Source organism: Acinetobacter higginsii (genome assembly GCF_000369845.1).
In the GTDB taxonomy this organism is placed as follows: domain Bacteria; phylum Pseudomonadota; class Gammaproteobacteria; order Pseudomonadales; family Moraxellaceae; genus Acinetobacter; species Acinetobacter higginsii.
Genome location: NZ_KB850213.1, coordinates 203,367 through 224,210 on the forward strand (window position 1 = coordinate 203,367; position 20,844 = coordinate 224,210).

The 20,844-nt window shown below is 42.7% G+C and carries 13 protein-coding genes; 6 read left to right on the top strand and 7 right to left on the bottom strand.

The window, feature by feature from the left end; translation table 11 throughout:
* Position 1: 1 nt before the first annotated feature.
* Together F885_RS13015 and recD are read left to right on the top strand one after the other, a co-directional pair.
* Entirely contained in the window at positions 2-3,715 is a 3,714-nt protein-coding gene (locus F885_RS13015; RefSeq protein WP_005315001.1) for a UvrD-helicase domain-containing protein, read from the top strand.
* Between the two features lie 132 nt (positions 3,716-3,847).
* Complete coding sequence (recD, locus tag F885_RS13010) at positions 3,848-5,566, top strand: exodeoxyribonuclease V subunit alpha (RefSeq protein WP_277607266.1); 1,719 nt, start codon at positions 3,848-3,850, stop codon at positions 5,564-5,566.
* A gap of 704 nt (positions 5,567-6,270) precedes the next feature.
* Here the strand turns inward: recD and F885_RS13005 are convergent.
* Positions 6,271-7,569: a serine hydrolase domain-containing protein gene (locus F885_RS13005; protein ID WP_005315005.1), complete on the bottom strand. Its 1,299-nt coding sequence runs from the start codon at positions 7,567-7,569 to the stop codon at positions 6,271-6,273.
* A gap of 240 nt (positions 7,570-7,809) precedes the next feature.
* On the opposite strand from F885_RS13005, the gene rpsO reads away from it, so the two are divergent.
* The 4 genes from rpsO to F885_RS12985 all read left to right on the top strand — a co-directional run bounded on the left by rpsO (position 7,810) and on the right by F885_RS12985 (position 13,369).
* Positions 7,810-8,079, top strand: a complete 270-nt coding sequence (gene rpsO, locus F885_RS13000) for a 30S ribosomal protein S15 (protein WP_004656162.1) — start codon at positions 7,810-7,812, stop codon at positions 8,077-8,079.
* Positions 8,080-8,334: 255 nt separating this feature from the next.
* Positions 8,335-10,422 (top strand): polyribonucleotide nucleotidyltransferase, encoded by a 2,088-nt coding sequence (gene pnp, locus F885_RS12995; protein WP_171066419.1) that lies wholly within the window; start codon positions 8,335-8,337, stop codon positions 10,420-10,422.
* A gap of 260 nt (positions 10,423-10,682) precedes the next feature.
* Positions 10,683-12,005, top strand: coding sequence for a dicarboxylate/amino acid:cation symporter (locus tag F885_RS12990; protein ID WP_005315007.1), 1,323 nt, complete (start codon positions 10,683-10,685; stop codon positions 12,003-12,005).
* A 140-nt stretch (positions 12,006-12,145) separates the two neighbouring features.
* A complete protein-coding gene (locus F885_RS12985) occupies positions 12,146-13,369 on the top strand; it encodes a magnesium transporter CorA family protein (protein ID WP_005315010.1) in 1,224 nt (407 codons plus the stop codon).
* A gap of 29 nt (positions 13,370-13,398) precedes the next feature.
* On the opposite strand, the gene F885_RS12980 is transcribed toward F885_RS12985, so the two are convergent.
* From F885_RS12980 to F885_RS12955, 6 genes are all read right to left on the bottom strand, one after another.
* Positions 13,399-13,725, bottom strand: coding sequence for a chaperone modulator CbpM (locus tag F885_RS12980; RefSeq protein ID WP_004802375.1), 327 nt, complete (start codon positions 13,723-13,725; stop codon positions 13,399-13,401).
* An 11-nt stretch (positions 13,726-13,736) separates the two neighbouring features.
* Positions 13,737-14,681 (bottom strand): DnaJ C-terminal domain-containing protein, encoded by a 945-nt coding sequence (locus F885_RS12975; RefSeq protein ID WP_005315012.1) that lies wholly within the window; start codon positions 14,679-14,681, stop codon positions 13,737-13,739.
* 141 nt (positions 14,682-14,822) lie between these two features.
* Positions 14,823-15,434 (bottom strand): LysE family translocator, encoded by a 612-nt coding sequence (locus F885_RS12970; protein WP_005315014.1) that lies wholly within the window; start codon positions 15,432-15,434, stop codon positions 14,823-14,825.
* Positions 15,435-15,552: 118 nt separating this feature from the next.
* Complete coding sequence (hslO, locus tag F885_RS12965; RefSeq protein ID WP_005315016.1) at positions 15,553-16,428, bottom strand: Hsp33 family molecular chaperone HslO; 876 nt, start codon at positions 16,426-16,428, stop codon at positions 15,553-15,555.
* Between the two features lie 118 nt (positions 16,429-16,546).
* Complete coding sequence (locus F885_RS12960; RefSeq protein WP_005315018.1) at positions 16,547-18,364, bottom strand: cation:proton antiporter domain-containing protein; 1,818 nt, start codon at positions 18,362-18,364, stop codon at positions 16,547-16,549.
* Between the two features lie 108 nt (positions 18,365-18,472).
* Positions 18,473-20,698, bottom strand: a complete 2,226-nt coding sequence (locus tag F885_RS12955) for a primosomal protein N' (RefSeq protein WP_017402455.1) — start codon at positions 20,696-20,698, stop codon at positions 18,473-18,475.
* Between the last annotated feature and the right edge of the window lie 146 nt (positions 20,699-20,844).

Here is a 20,844-nt window from a genome sequence, read left to right on the forward strand (position 1 = left end):
CATGAACTCAAAGTATCCCGTGTCTTATCAGCCGATTGGTGATATTCAATTTGAAGGCTTACATCTGATTGAAGCCTCAGCAGGCACAGGTAAAACTTATACACTATCCAGTTTGATGGTGCGGATTTTCTTAGAGAAATATTTGCCCAATCAGGTGATTGCCACTACTTTTACCCGTGCCGCAGCAGCAGAACTTAAAACGCGTATTCGTTTGCGTCTGGTTGAAATACTGACGTATTTAGAGCCTTTCCGTGATGTATTGGAACAAGATATTCAGGCCAAGGCATTGCAAGAGTCTGATCCATTAAAACAGCAGGTCTTACAAAACTTTGCACCACGAATTGCCTATGCCTGTGAACGGCTAAAATTGGTCATCGATCAATTGGATGAATTGTTTGTTGGAACCTTGGATAGTTTTAGTCAAAAGCTATTGCGTGAGTTTGCCTTTGAAAGTGGCAAAATCGAACGCGCTGAAATCACAGAGGATGCCAAAAGCTATACCCGTCAATTGATTCATGATGTGTTGCGGGAATGGATTCAGACCCAACCACAGCAAGTAATCAATGCCTTGTATAGTGTGGGGGGGCTGAAAAGTGTCGATCATTTTGTCGGGATGGTGGAAAGCTCGCTGAATTTTAGTTCGGCACAATTTAAACTGCCTGCCATGCCTGAGATTGAGTTGGCTCAGTTGCAGCAGTGGCAACAGCAAGCACAGCAGATTGACCTGAGCAGCTTGGCTGAATACTTCCAGTTAGAGGGCGCCTATTATGCACATATCAATGGTGCTTCTTTCCGTAACAATGCCTTTCATAAATTGTTTGCAGAATCCTTGCCGCCCTTATTAACTGCACTCAATCGTCCTGAGAATATACAGATCTTTGATGCCTATTTTGCCGATGCACGTGATGCGGTATTTAAGTTTTTAGACAAACTCGAAGCACAAAAAATTTTTAAGAAATGTCCTGCGGAAATTGCCGAGGGCTTCTATCAACATCCATGCGTGTTGCAATTGCAAAAGCTGTTTCAAGCTGTGCAGCAGACTCAGCAAGAATTTGAGCAGTTACAGGTCTATTTAAAAGCCTATTTATGTGTTGAAGTCAAAAAGCGTTTGCCTCAAGTGTTGCAACAAAAAGGGGAGACCACCTTTGCTCAACAAATCAAGACCTTGTCTGAAGCTTTAAAAGGCGAGCAAGGACAACGTTTCGCGGTATTTGTACAGTCACGCTATCCATTGATTCTGGTGGATGAATTTCAGGATACCAACCAAGATCAAGATGATATGTTGGCCAGTATCTGGCGCCATCCGCAACGTTATCAAAAAGGCTGCATGATTATGGTGGGTGACCGTAAGCAGGCGATTTATGGTTTCCGTGGTGGCGATATGCTGACCTTCCTGAATGCTTATCAGGATATTATGGCCAAACAGGGGCGTGAGTATAAGTTGGTGCATAACCACCGTTCGGTGAAAGAGCTGGTGGAAGTGGTGGATCTGCTATTTCAACGCCAGATCGATTTTGGTGAGCAGGTCAGCTATGACCCGATTCAAGCGGGTTCACGTCCGCACCCTGCCTTGGTTGAAAATGCACAATTTAATCCGCAACCTTTACGTTGGGTACAACTACACGAAGGCAATGAACAGGCCACACAGGTGGCGTGGCAGATTCAGCACTTACTCAACCAAGCCTATTTAAAGCAATTGTATTTAGAGGGTGATGTCCCGACTGCGATTGATGAAGATGATATTGCCATTCTTTCGCGTAGCCATCGCCAACTGGATGAAGTGCAATATGTATTGGAACGTATGGGGATTCGGGTCAATCGACCATCGAAACGCAGTGTGTTTGATTCCAGTATTGCACAGGATGTGGGGGCTTTGCTCACGGCGTTGCTTCATCCTTATGATGAAGCCAAGCTCAAACGGGCTTTGCTCAGCCGTTTATTTGGCTTTGATCTGGCTCGACTATTGGCCTTAGAACAAAGTGCAGAAGGCTTGAGTGATTATATTCAGCAGTTTGATGACATACGTGAAATGTGGCTGAATCAGGGCTTTTTATCGGCATGGCAGCGTTGCCTAAATCAGTTTGGTCTTTGGCAGCAACTGGTGGCCACACAAAGTAAAGACAATGAACGTGCCGTGGTGAATCTACGCCACCTCACTGATCTCTTGAGTCAGCACAGTGAACACGTTCAAGGGATGCAAAACCTGTATCACTGGTATTTAAAACAATTAAATTCGCCAAGTGATCGCGATTGGGAGCTTGAACATAAGCTGTCCAGTGAAGCGGGTGTGCAACTGATGACCATTCATCAGTCCAAAGGCTTGGAGTTTAAAATCGTCTTTTTACTGGGGGCGAATAAGGCCTTTGCTGAAGTACAGAAAACACTGAATTTTTCTACCACTGAAATCCAGTTGCCTGAAACGGGGCAAATACGGACGCAACGGGTAGTGGCAGTGGCAGATAAAAACTTTTTACAGCAGACTGAGCTGGATCAACATCAGCAACGTGCTTTGGCGGAACAAAATCGGTTGTGGTATGTGGCACTGACACGTGCCAGTCACCGTGTTTATGCCGTGTTTGAACCGGAAAAAGGCGATAAAAATAAGTTTTCAGGTTTGGCTTTTTGGAAGAGTCAGGGCGATAACTTTCAACATCCCTATAGTGCCGATGCTGAGCTGATCTTAGCGCGACCACAAGCCTTACAGATGCAACAAACTCAACAACAGCGTGTACTGTTGGCCCAAACACTGCCGACACAACGTTTTTATGCACGCGGAAAAACCAGTTTTAGCTATCTGGCACAACATTTAAAGCATAAAGCGACTCGGGCTGATCGCTTGGCCAATATCGATATTGATTTTGAGCAAGCTGAAGATGAGTTGAATCTTGCAGAATTGGAAAATAAAACCACGGCTCAGCCGATTGCCTGGATTAAACAGTATTTCCCGAAAGGGACCTTGGCAGGTAATTTCCTGCATGAGATTTTTGAGCAGATTGAGTTTCAGCAACCCCACATGTGGGTGGAAGAAATTCGCCGTCGTTTTAAAAATACCTATCAAAGTTTATGGTCAGAGCTACTATTACAATATCAACAGCATTTCCCTGAACAAGAAAATAGCGAGCAGCAACTGTATCAATGGATTGCTGATTGGCTTGGTGAGGTATTACATACGCCACTGAATCAGGGCTTTCAGTTAAAGCAATTAGCTGCAGGACAGTACTTGTCGGAATGTCCTTTCTATCTGGCTTTATCGGATCGAGTGCTGGCGATGCAGCGTGTACAGCAGCTTTTTGAGGAATATGGTATCGAAATGCCTGAGTTACTTGAGGCTAAATCTGCCCGTTACTTAAATGGCTCTATTGACTTGGTTTACTTCGATGGCCAGCGTTACCATATCGCCGATTATAAGAGTAATTATCTGGGGGCAGAGCAACTGGATTATCAGGCTACTCAAATTGCAGAAAGTATGTCGCTGTCGAGTTACTGGTTACAAGCGGCGTTATATCTGGTGGCACTACATCGTTATCTGTCGGTGAAATTGCAGGATTATGAGATGCAGCTGCATTTGGGTGGCGCATCTTATCTGTATTTGCGCGGCATGAATGGGCAGGCGAAGCAAGGCTGTTACTACTGGAAGCCTGAGGATGAGTTTATCTTGCGTTTGGATGCAATACTTGGATATTTTTCTGAGGATAAAGCTGGAAAAATGGTGTAGATAAAGTGCGTGATTTTAAATTAAACAAAAGCTTAGCTTGTGAATAACTCTGTTTATAACCTTGTGGACAAGCGTGTGGGTAAGTTTGAGGATAACTCTGTGGACAAACAAGTTGATGATCAGTCAGCACAAATGACATGGTTAAATATGTGGAGTGACTATCTCTCACAAGCACCATTTTCTCAATCTACTCAATCAGTTAACGCTGCACAGGTACTACAACAACTGGTTGAAGCCAGTTTACAAGGCGACAGTTGTATTGAGGCTGATCCAGCACAGATTGAAGCACTGGCTGATTTGGCCATTTCGAGTGAAATTGCAGTGACGCAAGTCGCGCCGTGTGTCTATGATCAGCAGGGCTTGGCATTATACCGATATTGGCATCTAGAGCAACGCCTCGCACAGCAGATTTGTCGATTAAAGCGACAAACGATTCAGGTTGTTGATACCGAACATTATCAAGACTTATTGAGTGACGTGCACCAGCAGGCTGCACTGAAAATGGTGCTGCAACAAGGCCTGAGCATTATTACCGGCGGGCCAGGGACAGGTAAAACCTATACCTTGGCACGTATTATTGCAGCCCTCAACCAGACCATACCTGATATTCGTATTGCCATGGCAGCACCGACAGGTAAAGCCGCGCAACGTATGCAGGAAGCATTACAGAACTCATTGAATGATCCAAAATTATTGGAATCAGGTTTAATTACAGATGAGTTGCGTAATCAAACCACGCAGACCTTGCACCGTTTACTGGGCATGGGCAATCGACAAATGCCACGCTTTCATCCCAAACAGCCTCTGCCATATGATGTGATTGTGGTGGATGAAGCCTCCATGCTGGATTTAAATTTGGCAACCCTGTTATTTGAAGCAGTCCCAGATCAATGCCGAATTATTTTGCTTGGTGATGCCAATCAGTTGGCTTCGGTTGATGTCGGCTCAGTTTTGGCTGATTTACAGCAAGTACAGGCATTGGCTGAAAACCGAGTCCAGCTACAGACCAGCCGTCGTTTCTCTGGTGAAGCCAAGATTGGGCAATTCGCACGATTTATTCAGGCCCAGCAAGATTTCAGCAGCCCTGATTTAGTTTTATCAAAACTAGAGGCGGAAATTGTTCAGGCTGCATCTTTGCAAACGATTTCCTTAAATAAAGATATGCCTGACCTGATCCAGTTGGAATATCTACCCGAGCAGCAGGATGTGGAGATTGAACCTTATCAACATCAGTTAATGGCTGGATTTCAAGCTTATATCGAAGCTTTGAAACATTATATACAGGCAGATGAACCTGCCGAGCACATCCAGAAGGTGATTCAAGCCTTTGATGATTATCGAATCTTAACGGCAGTTCGGCATGGGCCATTGGGAATTGAGCAACTGAATCGTTATGCCGGGCATTGGCTCAATCAGCAACTCAAACAAATTGCTGTTGGAGACTGGTATATCGGGCGTCCTGTAATGATGACCTATAATGACTATCAGCTTGGGATTTCTAATGGTGATATCGGGATCTGTTTTAAACATCGCACCCAGTCACAGCAATTTGAAGTCCTTTTTCTAAGCTTAAATAAATGGATTGCAGCGCATCGACTGCCACGCAGTATGCAAACCGCCTTTGCTTTAACCATTCATAAATCACAAGGTTCGGAATTTACCCATACCGCGATTGTTTTAGATGCGCATGCCGAGAAGCTGTTGAGTCAGGAATTGATCTATACCGCAGTCACCCGTGCTAAAAAAGTGGTGAGTATTTTGGCTGATTCAAAGGCTTTGCAGCAGGCATTGACGATACGGACTGTTCGCCGTAGCGGTTTAGTGCAAAAGATCAATTTGAACAGATTGTGAACTTATTCTTTAGAATTCACTATTTTGTAAGTAAAAGCTTACAAGGATTCGAGATATTGTCGCTAGAGCAAGCGCAAGGTTTTTGAGATTATGTACACACAAAGAGCCTAGCATGGAAAGCTAGGTAAATCGCAAAAATATAATAATAACGTCGTATGACAGCGAACTTACAGTGAAGTAAGTGATAAAAGAGGAAACTTACAGCCGCTAAGCCTTGTAGTTTTGGGAGAGACTACAGGGCTTTTTTATTTTCATGTCAAAATTCACTATAAAATCAACATAATCTATATCGTTCATAAAGTATTCTGAGAATATGTGAAAATTCATGCTTTTCAGAATGTGAGTCTATTTCGCTTCAATTCAATGATCAAATAAAAGGAAGAAATATAAAACTTATTGTCTGACAATTTTTTGTTATTATTAAGTTAAATGTTATACAGACTTGTACGTTTTTTCTTACACAGAGATAAGAGAAATGCTATTTTTCTTCACAATTGAATCTGACAGAATAGTCGGTATAGGAAAAGCGAATAGCAAGAGAAAGAACAATAAAAGAGAAGGGTGTGGAGTCTGCATTCAGAGGGTCTGAATGGTATAGAAAAAAAGAATAAAAAATAACAAAATTAAGAAGAATGATAAGTTCAAGCGCAAAAGCCCAAGTTTAACTTGGGCTTTTTTGTGCGTGTGATTTGGATGAATAGCCCTTAGACCAAGTCTGCTTCGGTACGATCGGTTGCAAATAGTGAACGACGTTGATTTTTTGGAATCTTTGGGCAGTTGGTTGAGATTTGATAAAGTGTTTTTGCTAAGGCTGGTAAGTGGGTACCGACCACAGATTTGCCTGTGGTTAACAGCGATACACTGATATCCCGTTCAGGATCAGCCCAGCATAGAATATTGGAAAAGCCAATATGGCCAAAAGCTTGTCCTGTCATTGGGCCAAACAAGCCGACAGGATTACTGCCGAGCATTGGACCCAGCGCATAGCGCATTGGTGCTAATAAGGTACGATCTAAGCTAACACCAGAGGTTGGCAGGGTGGAGCGGAATACGGTTTGAGCAGTCATAATTTGTTTGCCCTGATATTCTCCGCCACTTAATAGCATTTCAAAAAAACGTCCTGCTTGTTCAGCACTGGTATAGATGTTGCCAGCTGGGCAAATAGTGTCCATGAAACGGGTATCATTGGTGACATCGACTGCAAGCTGTAGACCGCCACCGAGTACATGATTGAGATAATGATCTGTGCCTAAACTTGGATGGATACCTGTGGCATAGTTCAAGGCAACATCGGCACGATATTCAGGTTTTAAACCATAGTTGAAATAATCCAAGTCCATTGGTTTTTCAATGTGTTCAGCCAAAAACTCTCGAACGCTTTGACCTGTTACCCGTTGAACGATTTCACCCAGAATATAACCTGCGGTAACCGCATGGTAGGCAAGATGAGTCCCTGAAGGAGAAACGGGTTTGGCGGCACAGAGCAGTTTTAAAATATCATCTTGATTAAACAGAAGTTCTGGTGTGACTTCAGTGTCGATACGTGGAATACCACCACGATGGGAGAGCAAATGGAAAATGGTCGCCCGACGTTTACCATTTACGCCATATTCCGGAATGTAATAACTAATCGGATCAAGTAAATTTAGCTCACCACGTTCATCCAACATATGAATCAACATCGCCGTGACCATTTTGGAGGCAGAGAACAGGCAAACTGGGGTATCTGGTGTCCCAATCTTGGCATCGGTGGCTAAGCCATCTGGAGAGTTACCTTGCGCATAACCGATGCTACGATTTAAAAGAATTTTCCCCTGACGACGTAAACATAAAGTAATGAGTGGATAATTGCCTGTTTTATATAGACCTTCAACACTGTTCCATATCTTTTGAATTTGTCTCTCAGTCATGCCACCCGATTCAGCCGAGACTTCATCTTTACTGCGAATGACTTGATTTAAGTCATGTGGTACATAACAGGTATTGGTTGATAAAATTTTCACGATTCCCTCGCAATATTTTCGTTTTCTTTCTTCTCTGTCATAAATTGAAAACAGAATCAGGCTAGTGTGCCTATTTTGTATAGCGCTGTCAGCTGCCGAATTGCCAGCGGATATAAAACAATTTTGCAATATAGCGATAGATCACTTAAAATAAGCGCCTTGCTGTAGTGATGCACGGCAGTCGGTTGGTTTCAACTGATCATTATCATTTTATTTTTGTAAGCATCTCGGAGAAATCGAATGGCTTTAACTAACACTGATCGCGCAGAGATCATCGCTAAATTTGCTCGTGCTGAAAACGACACTGGTTCACCTGAAGTACAAGTTGCTTTATTGACTGCTCAAATCAATGATTTGCAAGGTCACTTTAAAGAACACAAACACGACCATCACAGCCGTCGTGGTTTGATCCGTATGGTTAACCAACGTCGTAAATTACTTGACTACTTAAACGGTAAAGATCACGGTCGTTATGTTGCTTTGATCGGCGCATTAGGTTTACGTCGTTAATTCGATTTTACTTTGTTTTCGCTATTTCGCATGTTGCTATGCTTTATTGCTGAAAAGAGAGTTTCATCTAATTTATCTTAGATGACTTTAGAAGGGGCGCTTGTTCGCTCCTTCTTTGTGTTTAAATTTATTTAAAATTTTGATCTAGTGCGATGGCTTCTAAGCTTTGTCATTTATCTACACAGCAGTTGTAGTCTGAATGCCAAACCTTAGGGGTCTCACTAGAATAAAACTAGGAAAATATAATACATGTCAATGTTTAATATCGTTCGTAAAGAATTCCAATTTGGTCAACACCAAGTTGTTTTAGAAACGGGTCGCGTTGCACGTCAAGCAAATACAGTTTTAGTCACTATGGGTGGTGTGACTGTGCTCGTTGCGGTTGTGGCTCAGCCTAAAGCAAAAGCGGGTCAAGACTTTTTCCCGCTAACTGTTAACTATCAAGAAAAACAATATGCTGCTGGCCGTATCCCTGGTGGTTACGGTAAGCGCGAAGGTCGTGCGTCTGAAGCTGAAACTTTAATTTCACGTCTGATTGACCGTCCGATTCGTCCGTTGTTCCCAGAAGGTTATTTCAACGAAATCCAAGTAACAGCAACAGTTGTGTCTTCTGACAAAACTATGGATGCTGATATCGCTGCGATGCTTGGTGCTTCGGCAGCATTGTCGATTGCGGGTACGCCGTTCCGTGGCCCAATTGCTGGCGCACGTGTTGGTTTAATCAATGGTGAATACGTTCTTAACCCGAATTTTGAACAACTTGCTCAATCTGACCTTGACCTTGTAGTTGCGGGTACAGAATCAGCTGTGCTTATGGTTGAATCTGAAGCGAAAGAACTTTCAGAAGATCAAATGCTTGGCGCTGTACTTTTCGGTCATGACGAAATGCAAATTGCGGTTCAAGCGATTAAAGAATTTGCTGCTGCTGCGGGCGCAGTTGAATCTACTTGGGTTGCTCCAAGCAAAAACGAAGCACTTCTTGAGCAATTAAAAGCTGCTTTCGAAGCGAAAATTTCTGAAGCATATACCATTGCAGTAAAGCAAGATCGTTATGCAGCACTTGATGCACTTTATGCAGAAGCAGTTGCACAGTTTGTTCCTGAAAATGACGAAACTGGTATTGCTGATGAAGTGAACGAATTATTTGAAGATCTGAAATACCGTACTGTACGTGACAACATCTTATCTGGTAAGCCGCGTATCGATGGTCGTGATACCAAGACTGTTCGTGGTATCGACGTTCAGGTTGGTGTATTAGGTCGTGCGCACGGTTCTGCATTATTCACCCGTGGTGAAACTCAAGCATTGGTTACAACGACTTTGGGTAATACACGTGATGCCTTGATGGTTGATACGTTGTCTGGTACCAAAACTGACAACTTTATGTTGCACTACAATTTCCCTGCATACTCTGTCGGTGAAACGGGTCGTGAATCAGGTCCTAAGCGTCGTGAAATCGGTCATGGTCGTTTAGCACGTCGTGGTGTTCAAGCAGTTCTTCCTGCAGCTGATCGCTTCCCGTACGTGATCCGTATCGTATCTGATATTACTGAATCTAACGGTTCATCTTCTATGGCTTCTGTATGTGGTGCTTCATTGTCACTTATGGATGCTGGTGTACCATTGAAAGCACCAGTTGCGGGTATCGCAATGGGCTTAGTAAAAGAAGGTGAGCGCTTTGCCGTTCTTTCTGACATCTTGGGTGATGAAGATCACTTAGGTGATATGGACTTTAAAGTCGCAGGTTCTGCCAACGGTATTACTGCACTTCAAATGGACATCAAGATCGAAGGGATTACTGAAGAGATTATGGAAGTTGCATTAAACCAAGCATTTGCTGGTCGTATGCACATCCTGAATGAAATGAACAAAGTCATTTCACGTGCACGTTCAGAAATCAATGCACATGCGCCAACGTTTGAAGTGATCAACATCAACCCTGACAAGATCCGTGACGTGATTGGTAAAGGTGGTGCAACCATCCGTGCGATTACTGAAGAGACTAAAGCGGCGATTGATATCGAAGATAACGGTACTGTACGCGTGTTTGGTGAAACTAAAGCGGCTGCGAAAGCTGCGATTGCGAAAATCCAAGCGCTTACTGCAGAAGTTGAGCCAGGTACAATCTACGCAGGTAAAGTCATTCGTATCGTTGAATTTGGTGCATTCGTCAATATCATGCCAGGTACTGATGGTTTGCTTCACATTTCACAAATCTCAAATGAGCGTATTGCGAATGTGACTGACGTATTAAAAGAAGGTCAGGACGTTAAAGTACAAGTTGCTGATGTCGATAACCGTGGTCGTATCAAGTTGACAATGAAAGACATTGAACAAGCTTAATGCTAGCAAGCATTTTGCTTAAAAAAAGCGCATTGTTTTAACAATGCGCTTTTTTATTAAGTAAATGATTGTTAAAGACATAAAAATTAAAAACTATAAACATAAAATTTCTTGATATTAGACATTAGTCTAATGCTTTAATTGTGTGCCCCACAATTAACGTAGAATTCCCCAAATTTCCGTGCCTGCCTGTGTTTATGTGGTTTTAAATAGACAGTCGGAAGTCTATTTGTTCATCTCAATATGAAGGAATATCGCACATGCTTGTCGATCATGTCGCCACAGGTCAAGATGACCAACAACCTCCAAAGAAACCAAAGTTTTACCAGATTCTTTATGTGCAAGTCATCTTCGCGATTGTCGCGGGGATATTATTAGGTCATTTCTTCCCAGAACTGGGTGAAAGCTTAAAGCCATTGGGCGAAGCCTTCATTAAATTAGTCAAAATGATTATTGCTCCTGTAATTTTCCTGACCGTTGTGACAGGGATTGCAGGCATGAAAAATCTTGGCAGCGTTGGTCGTGTGACCGCGAAGGCCATGATTTACTTCCTGACATTTTCAACCTTGGCTTTGATTGTGGGCCTCATCGTCGGAAATGTAATTGAACCTGGTCATGGTCTAAATATTGATCCAAGTAGCTTGCACAGTACCAAAGTAGATGAATATGCTGCCAAAGCACATGAGTCGACCATTACCGGCTTCTTGATGAATATTATTCCAGATACATTGGTCAGTCCATTTGTATCAGGTCAAATTCTTCAAGTCCTGTTTGTTGCGGTATTGTTTGGTTTGGCATTGGCAAAATCAGGTGATTTGGGTCGTCCAGTCACTGATTTTCTACAGCAGCTCACCACGCCAGTATTTACCTTAGTCGGTATGTTGATGAAGTTTGCGCCGATTGGTGCATTCGGTGCCATGGCCTTTACCATTGGTGCTTATGGGATCAGTTCAATCGGTAATTTGATGTTATTGATTGCGACCTTCTACATTACTGCTTTGCTGTTCGTGATTATTATTTTGGGCGCAGTGGCACGTTATAACGGCTTCTCGATTATTGACTTGATTCGTTATATTAAAGACGAACTTTGGTTGGTACTCGGAACAAGCTCATCAGAAGCAGCATTACCGTCATTGATGGCAAAAATGGAAAAAGCGGGCTGTGAAAAGTCGGTGGTGGGTTTAGTCATTCCAACAGGCTATTCATTTAACCTGGATGGTACCAATATTTACATGACTTTGGCGGCATTGTTTATTGCCCAAGCTTGTAATATTGAGTTAACCCTCACTCAACAAATCACCATTCTATTGGTGGCGATGCTGAGCTCTAAAGGTGCAGCAGGGATTACTGGTGCGGGCTTTATTACCTTGGCTGCAACCCTGTCGGTTGTTCCTGCAATTCCAGTCGCAGGTATGGCATTGATTCTGGGTATCGACCGTTTCATGTCAGAATGCCGTGCATTAACCAACTTGGTGGGTAATGCTTGTGCCACAATCGTGGTGGCAAAATGGGACAATGCCTTGGACAAAGAGCAACTTGACCAAGCCCTTAAATATGGTGTGATTGAAAAGAAAGAAGTGTAATCTTCCTGAGATTCGGAAAAGCCTCCATGCTGTGCATGTGAGGCTTTTTTATTGGATGTCGTTTCAGTCCTGTAATAGCCGTAGCTTTTTATCTGGCTTCGTGGCAGCATTTCTATCGCCATCCTAATCTCTATTGTCCTATGCAACTTTATTATTTTTATCGTCATAACAGTGAAAATACGATTTTTATCAGTGCGGAACAACAAACAGAACATACGCTTGAATTTTTATGGGTTGATAGTCTTAGGCAGGATCTGGTGAATCATACAGAGGCTTGGCAGAAGAATATTTATGAGCATACAGGATTGGTACTGAATGAATTCCATTTGCGGGATTTACTCAATATCGAACACCCTTGCGCATTTGATACAGTCGAGGAATATGACCTGTTGGTGTTTCGCAAACTGATTAGCCCGGACGACCAGATTTTGGCAAATGAGAGTGCTTCAGAATCACATGAAAGTGTTTTTGGTTTGGCGACCACACCTATGAGTTTTATCTTAACACCTACGGTTTTGGTGAGTGTGAGAGAGCAGGGCAATCAGGCAGTAGAGAGCTATATTCAGCGTATTCAGACCATTATGGGACGACCGAGTACCGAGCAGAATAAACCACGTAAGTTAGCCAGCACCCCCGCAGATTTATGCTTACGCTTATTGAATAGCATGATTGATGGTTATCTGAATTTACGCACACCCTTAACCCGCCGTGTCGAATATTGGCAACAACAACTTTTACAGGGCAATCGTCGTTTTAAGCAGTGGCATCAATTGTTCCATGAAGATATGGCCTTTCAGCAAATCGAAAATCTCTGTGAAGAGCAGATCGAAACCTTGCAGGAATTTAGAGATGAACTGGTCGATAATTATCATCATGTGGTGGGTGAACATAAGCATAAAGCGCAAGATATTCTGTTAGTACGTCTGAACGATTTGATGAGTCATGTGGAGCGGGTGCAAAAGCATACGCTACGTTTAAGAAATGCCATTCAATCAGCCATCGATTTGCATTTCTCTGCAATTGCCAATCAAACCAATGAGAACATGCGCATCTTGGCGATTATTACCGCCATCTTTGCACCACTGACTTTATTGACTGGGGTCTATGGGATGAACTTTGAATTTATCCCTGGGCTGAAGTCACCTGTTGGCTTTTGGATCATGCTGGGTGTGATGCTGATGAGTACAGTGATGTTGCTATATTATTTTTATCGACAGCATTTGGTTGGGCGTGGTGAACGCAGTGTGATTGATTTGTTGGCTCAGCAACATCGGCAGCGTAATTTTAATCTGCTCTGGTTTTTGGATTATGAACCGATTAAGCAAACGCTGAAAGAAGTGGAGAAAATGACCAAGCTTAAATAGTTTGGGCTTGGTCAAGCTCTAATGATGGCTTAGTGAAAATGTTTGAGTTGTTTACGAAGTTGCTGTACTTCATCGATTAAATCCAGCATCACCGCAACAGCAGACAAACTGGCATCAAAGTCGCGTTGCAAACGATAGGCACGTCTGGCTCGACTGACATCTTCACCAATAAACTGATAGCTTTGTGGTTCTACAGAGATTTGCAAAATATCATAATCAATCAGTTTTAATACCCAGTCGGTACTTTGACCGCATGCTTCGGCGAAGTGTTCGAGATCAAGTGCCAATTGTTCATCAATGATTTCAACTTGGCTGTGACCGTCATATTGAATTTCTTTGTATTGAATGGTTGTCATGATCTTACTCCTTATGAGGCACGAGGTCGGAATGAAGCAAATGCATCGGCAAATTGTTGATAAGCTTGCTGATCTTGCTCATTGTGCACTGGCGGTAAAACAATATTAATGATTAGGTACAAATGTCCTGCAGTTTTGTTTGGAATTCCTTTGTCTTTTAAACGTAGTTGTTGCCCATTTTTTGCATTTTTGGGTAAATTTACTTTGAGCTGTCCAGCAGGGGTGCTGAGTTCTATACTTTGCCCTATACCTGCTTCCCAAGGACTGACATCAATGGTTTGATAGACATCAGCACCTTCAACACGAATTCGATCAGTATCTTTATATTGAATCTCGATATACAGATCACCATTTTCACCGCCGTTAACACCACTTTGACCTTGACCATTGAGGCGGATTTGTTGACCTTCTTTCATGCTTTTTGGAATTTTAACTTCCAAGGTTTTACGTTGTACCTCAGGTTCACCATAGACGTTATAAGTCGGAATCTGTAGGGTAATTTGTTGAGTTGAACCGTGATAGGCAATATCTAAATCAACTTGAATGCTGGCGTGCTGGTCTTCACCACGATAGCTGCGTTGTTGGCGCTGTGAACGTTGTTGTCCGCCGCCAAAGCCAGAACCAAAACGGCCAAATAAATCTTCAAAGCCACTAAAGTCAGCCCCATCACCGGAGCTTTGACGATAGAACTGTGAACCATCAAAACCACTATGCTGGCCTTGACCTGCATTAGAAAAGCCCTGAGGATGATCTAGCATTTGGTCATATTCTGCTTTCTTGGTGCTATCACTTAGGGTGTCATAGGCAACATTGATGGCCTGCATTTTAGTTTCTGCATCGGCTTCTTTGCTAATGTCAGGATGGTATTTGCGCGCCAGTTTCCGATAGGCTTTTTTGATTTCATCTGCTGTGGCGTCTCTTGAAACACCAAGCTCTTCATAATAATTTTTTGCCATGATCTATAATAAATATAATGATGTGTTTATTTCATTATGAAACGAATCCAAGAGATTTCAATGGATTCGATTGTATAAGACTTGTTCTGTTGTCTTTCTCTGCAGTAGCGAACGGATTTAGACCTTGATTGAAGCCATTGACTAGAGAAAGGTATCAACCAGACCATAAAGTGCAATCAAGACTAGCAGGACGCCACATAGTCCCAGAATCTTGGGATAGATACTATTTTGAGAGAGACTGCGGAAGAACAGATACACCAAAGACAGGGTTAGAAAGTCCAAAATAATCCAGGTTACAGTCAGTAGGCTTAAACTGAAATTGATGTTCGGTGAGATATGAATAAACTGCGGGAAAAAGGCTGAAAAGAAGATGATGTCTTTCGGATTTGAAATACCCACCAGAAAGCCTTTTTTAAAGCCACCGCTTTGTGCAGACACGGTTTGGATGGCGGTTGGATGAGGTGCCTGAAGCACTTCTTTAATAATGCTATAGCCCAGATAAGCAATATAAAGGCAACCTAGTATACGAATGGCTTTTAGGTAGTTTTCATCAATCGTGAGAAAACCCTTGAGAATGAGTACGGAAATAAAAATCAGGATTAAAGACGCAAAGTTGGTTCCAAAAATTGTCTCTAGTGCTTTTTTATAGCCACCCTTAAGGCCGGCACTGGCGACCAAAATCATCACAGGACCAGGCGTGGCAATCAGTACAACCACACTGATGATAAACAGCAAGTATTCGAAGTAATTCATAAGGTAAATTTTAGGTCTATGTTCTTGGGAGATTTGAAAATTGTTTTATCGCATAGACCTTAATACAAAATAAAAAAAGACGGAAGCCCGTCTTTTTTTATTTTTAACATTTAGTCAATTAACTTAAATGTTCACCGAACAAACCTAAAGCTTCTTCTGCAGTAAATTCATAACGTGTATTACAGAACTGACAATCCATTTGGATTGGGTTTTGAGCTTCCAGTGTTTCATGAACTGCAGTCACGCCGATTTGGATCAAGGCATTGGCACAACGTTCTTTCGAACAGGTACAGCCAAACTTTAACTGCTCAACTTCAGGTAAACGCACTTCTTCTTCGTTATACAAACGATAGAGGATTTCATTTGCAGGAAGATCGGTTAACTCTTCTGGTTTAAGGGTTTCAGTGAGCATGGTCAAACGTGGCCATAGATCTTCATCAACCAACTTTTGCTCTTCTTCATCATTACGAGGAAGCAGCTGAATCAATAGACCACCCGAACGTTGGTTATTGGTTGCCAATACAATATGGGTTGGGATCTGTGCAGACAAATCGTAATACTGTGTCAAACAACCTGCCAAGGTCGGTTGATCAAGTGGGACAATCCCTTGATAGCGTTCGCCGTGTTCAGGTTCAATGTTGATGAACAGCACTGGATTGGTTAAAGCTGCAAGCACAGTACGACTGTCGCCACCTTCAACGAAACGAGGATCTTCTTCATAATCGGCCAATGCGCGAACTTCACCTAAATGGTTGCACTCAGCCATGGCCCATTTAAAAGTTCCATTTGCTTGGATCTGTAAACTAATCCGGCCACGAATTTTGAGTGTACTGGCAAGTAAGGCTGTTGCACTGAGCATCTCACCTAACAGGCTTTGTACCGCAGGCATATATTCACGTTGCGCCAAAATTGTTTGAAGCGCTTCTTCTAAATGCACGACTTCACCGCGAACAGGGCAGTCTTCGATAAAAAAGCGTTGGCGTAAATCAGACATATTTTTCTCCAGTATCCCCTAAGGGGAAAACAAAGCAACGCTTTGCCTTGTAAAGCACTTCAGGCTTTATAAAAAGGTGCATGGTATGCAGTCAATAATGGTGTCAGTTTGCCAAAACTCAAGATATTTCATTGAGTGAATTTGCATCACTTTGTGTGTTTTGATCATTGCTCAAGCGATCTGATCTTAAAGTTTTTGTGTTTTCAAATAAATACTCAAGTTCTGCAATCGCACTTGGGTAGTTTTCAAGGACATCTTGTTGATCATGGGACCAATGCTGCTGCAGGAGCAGCTGTTCATCTTCCTGTTTAAAGCACTCAATTTGAATATGTGCATCTTCAACGGAGAGACCCGTTTCAATCAATGCCTGTTGTGCCATATTTAACGATGAAGCATAGGTTTCACGCCAAATATGTTGTACGCCTAAATCATTGAGTAAATGCGCATGATGGCGGTCACGTGCTCGTACAAAAAGGGTTAAATCTGGATAGTTCAAACGTAGATGCCGCGCCAGATTCATACTGTCTTCCACATCATCAATTGCAATAATCAATAATTTACAATATTCAATGCCTGCAGCACGTAAGTTCTCGACTTGGGTGACATCGGCATCAAAGAAACGATGTCCATATTGTTCAATAAAATCAGCGTCGGGTTGATTGCTATCAATGACACTGAATTGTTTGCCTTGAGCGTGTAAGGCCCGTGCGATGACTTGTCCAAAACGGCCAAAGCCCAAAATAAGAATCGGGTGTTGAGGGACATCGTCAATCTTTACTGCCACCTGCTTCTGCAATTTTGGCAAAACTTTTGAATCCAATAACCAATACAGCAGTGGGGTCAAGAGCATTGAACCAAATACAATGAGTAAGGTCGGTTGCAGAAGACCTTTGGTCAGCAAGTTCTCACTTTCTGCCAGCTTGAGCAGAATAAAACTGAGTTCGCCGCTTTGCGCCAAGGTGATTGCAAACAGGATACTGAGTTTGGCGTGGCGCTGTTGGTAATAGCTGATTGCTGTAACAACAGCAGCCTTGATCACAACTAAACCAAAGATTGATGCGATGATCAATAATGGTGTTTGGACAAGGGGTTGCAGTGAAAGCCCCAAGCCAATCGCCAGAAAAAATAGTCCTGTTGCAGCATCTTTAAAGGGTTCAAGAATGCGTTCAACTTCACTTTTAAATTCGGTTTCTGCGAGCAGTAATCCTGCTAAAAATGCAGCAATCAATATATGGATATTGAGAATATCCATAATCAAGATCACGCTCAGCAGCACCAATAAGCTAAGAACAGGAATCAGATGGATACTATTTTTCCGTGCTAAGAAACGGAATGCTGGGCGCACTAAATAACGGCTGGCTAAGAATAATCCTGAAAATGTCGCGATGATTGCTGCAAAATAGGCAATGCCATGCCGTGTAGAAGCAGTGTCTTCAAGTAATGGAAATAACACAATCAAGATAGCGGCAACAAAGGCTTGAAATTGCAAGGTTGCTAAAGTCGCTTGTCCTAATTTGTTATTGAGTTGCTGTTTTTTTTCTAGGAGTTGTAATGGTAAAGCGACTGCGGATAGCGCTAAAGCACATCCGAGAATCAGACTGGTTAGCACATCATTAAACAGTAAAAAACATGCGCCAATCAGAACAAGAGTAATGATTAGGAGTTGTAATCCGCTGTTTTTTAGAATGCCTCTACGCTCGAGCCAAAGTTGTTGTGGTCGAAAAGCAAAACCGACAAAGAACATGACTGCAATCATACCAAAATGTAGCAACTGCTTGATGAGCTGAGGATCTTCAATCAGGCCTGAAACACTGGAGCCAAGTAACAGTCCTGCAATCAGATAACCCAGAACAGTATTGGTGGCATAACGTTTTGCTAATGGAACAAAAATTAAAGTCGCAGCCAGTAAAAAAATAATCGGTAGCAGTAAAGACATTGAATGCCTCAAATTTTTCTATTTTGTCTAGACTAACTCAAATGAGTCGTCTGTAAAAATATGATATTGGAAAACGTTCGATGACTTGAACACGCTCAGACTAAGCCTCTAACTAAACTCTTGCGGATCAACATCAATCGATAGCCTTAGTAGATGCTGGCGAGGTAAGTGTACGACGTGTTGCCACCATTGGCGCAAATAAAAATGCAGTTTTGCTCGATCGCTAGACAAAATCACCATATGTGCACGATAACGGCCTGCTTTACGTTCCATCGGTGCGGGAATCGGTCCCCAAATGTCGACTAAATCTCCAGCCATTGTCCGTAATTGTTGTGCAATATCCGCTAAGAATTGCTGACTATAATCCCGATCTTTAGATTCAACCCGAACCAATACCGCATAGCGATAGGGTGGAAGGAGTGCGATTTTACGATCAGCCAGCATTTGTTTGGCGACTGTACGGTAGTCATGCTCAATTAAAGTGGTCAACATCGGGTGATCGGGGCGTAGGCTTTGTAAATAGACACTGCCTTTATGCTCGCCTCGACCAGCACGGCCGGCGACCTGTACAATCAACTGTGCGGTTCGCTCAGGTGCACGTGGGTCGACACTGAGCAAGCCTGCATCAATATCTAAAATCGCAACGAGCGTCACATGTGGGAAATGATGACCTTTGGCTAGCATTTGTGTACCCAATAAAATATTGGGTTTATTTTGCTGAATGCGATCATAAATTTTCTGCCAGCTACCCACTTTGCTGGTACTGTCACGATCGACCCGAATCACTTCATGGTGTGGGAATAACTCTTGTAAGTGTTCTTCAAGTTTTGCTGTGCCTGCACCAATGGTTTTTAAGCTTTGTTTCTGACATGCAGGACAATGATCAGGCAGGCGATTGATGGTGCCGCAGTGATGGCAATGTAAATAATGATAGGGCTGTGAATGCAAAGTAAAATGCGCATCACAATGTGGGCAGTTGGCTTGCCAACCACAGCTTTCACACATCAGGATCGGTGCATAGCCGCGTCGATTTAAAAAGATCAGCACTTGTTCTTTACGCTCTAACGTATGCTTGATTTGTTCGATGAGCGTTTGGCTGAGTCCGTGCTTCTTTTTTGCGATTTTTAAATCAACCACATGCATTTTCGGCAGTACCGCCACGCCCGCACGTTGATTTAGTTCAAGCAAATGTAATTTGCCCGATTCTACCAAGTGATAACTGTCGATACTTGGTGTTGCAGATCCGAGAATGACAGGGCAGTTCTGTAAATGACCACGATATAGGGCTACATCACGGGTATGGTAGCGGAAACCTTCTTGCTGCTTAAAGGAGAGATCATGCTCCTCATCCAAGATAATTAAACCCAGCTGAGGGAGTGGGGTGTAAATTGCAGAACGTGTACCAATAATAATCGAGGCTTTGCCCGTTTGCGCATGTTGCCACGCCTGCATGCGTTTTGAATCATTTAAGCCTGAATGTAGTAAGGCAACATCACAATGAAAGCGTGACTTAAAACGAGCGACCGTTTGCGGGGTTAAGCCAATTTCAGGTACCAGTACCAGCACCTGTTTACCTTGTTTTAATACCTCATACATGACTTGCAAATAGACTTCAGTTTTACCACTGCCGGTCAAACCATCCAATAAAAATGCTTGGTATTGATGCTGCACTTTGAGGATCTGTTGAATCGCTTTCTTTTGATCTTCGTTCGGTGTCAAAGGTACTTGTGCCAGTTGTACTGGTGTTGGGGTGAAATCATGTGGTTCAAGACAGCATTCAACCAAGCCTTTCTTTTCTAGGGCTTTGAGGGTTGAGGTTTCTACACCACTTAGATTGAGCACATTTTCAGTGGTGCCGTTTGGATGCAGTTTAAGAACCTGATAAGCATCATATTGTTTTTGAGAGCGTTTTAATAAAGAGGCTGGGTCTTCATGGGGAATGATCTTCCATAAATGAAACAGGATATCTAAGGCTCGCCCTTGTCTTAATAAGCTGGGCAGGGCACTTTGCATCACTTCACCAATCGGGAATTGGTAATATTGTGCTGACCATGTCAACAAAGTTAAAACTTGTTGGTCTAGAATCGTTTCCTGATCAAGTAATTCTGTGATGGCCTTAAGTTTGAATTGTCCTGTAAATACTTCGTGAGGATCTACTTTTTCAGTAATAATTCCCACGAGGTTTTGCCGCCCAAAAGAAATGGCAACGCGTGCACCGATTTGTGCTTGTGCATATTGCTCAGCACTGACTGTATAGTCAAAGGTGTCATACACATAGACGGGTATCGCGACTCGAATACGGTAGAGAATAGCGTTAGAATTTTGGCTAGGCATATAGGCTTCATTCATGGGTAAAATGGCATGACTGCATGTCATGGAATTATGCTAAAGTGCGAAGTGTTATGTCGATGAATTTCTTGTGAAACGCTCAGGTTTCACTTCAAACACGGATGCAACTGTAACAACAACTATTTTGGGAC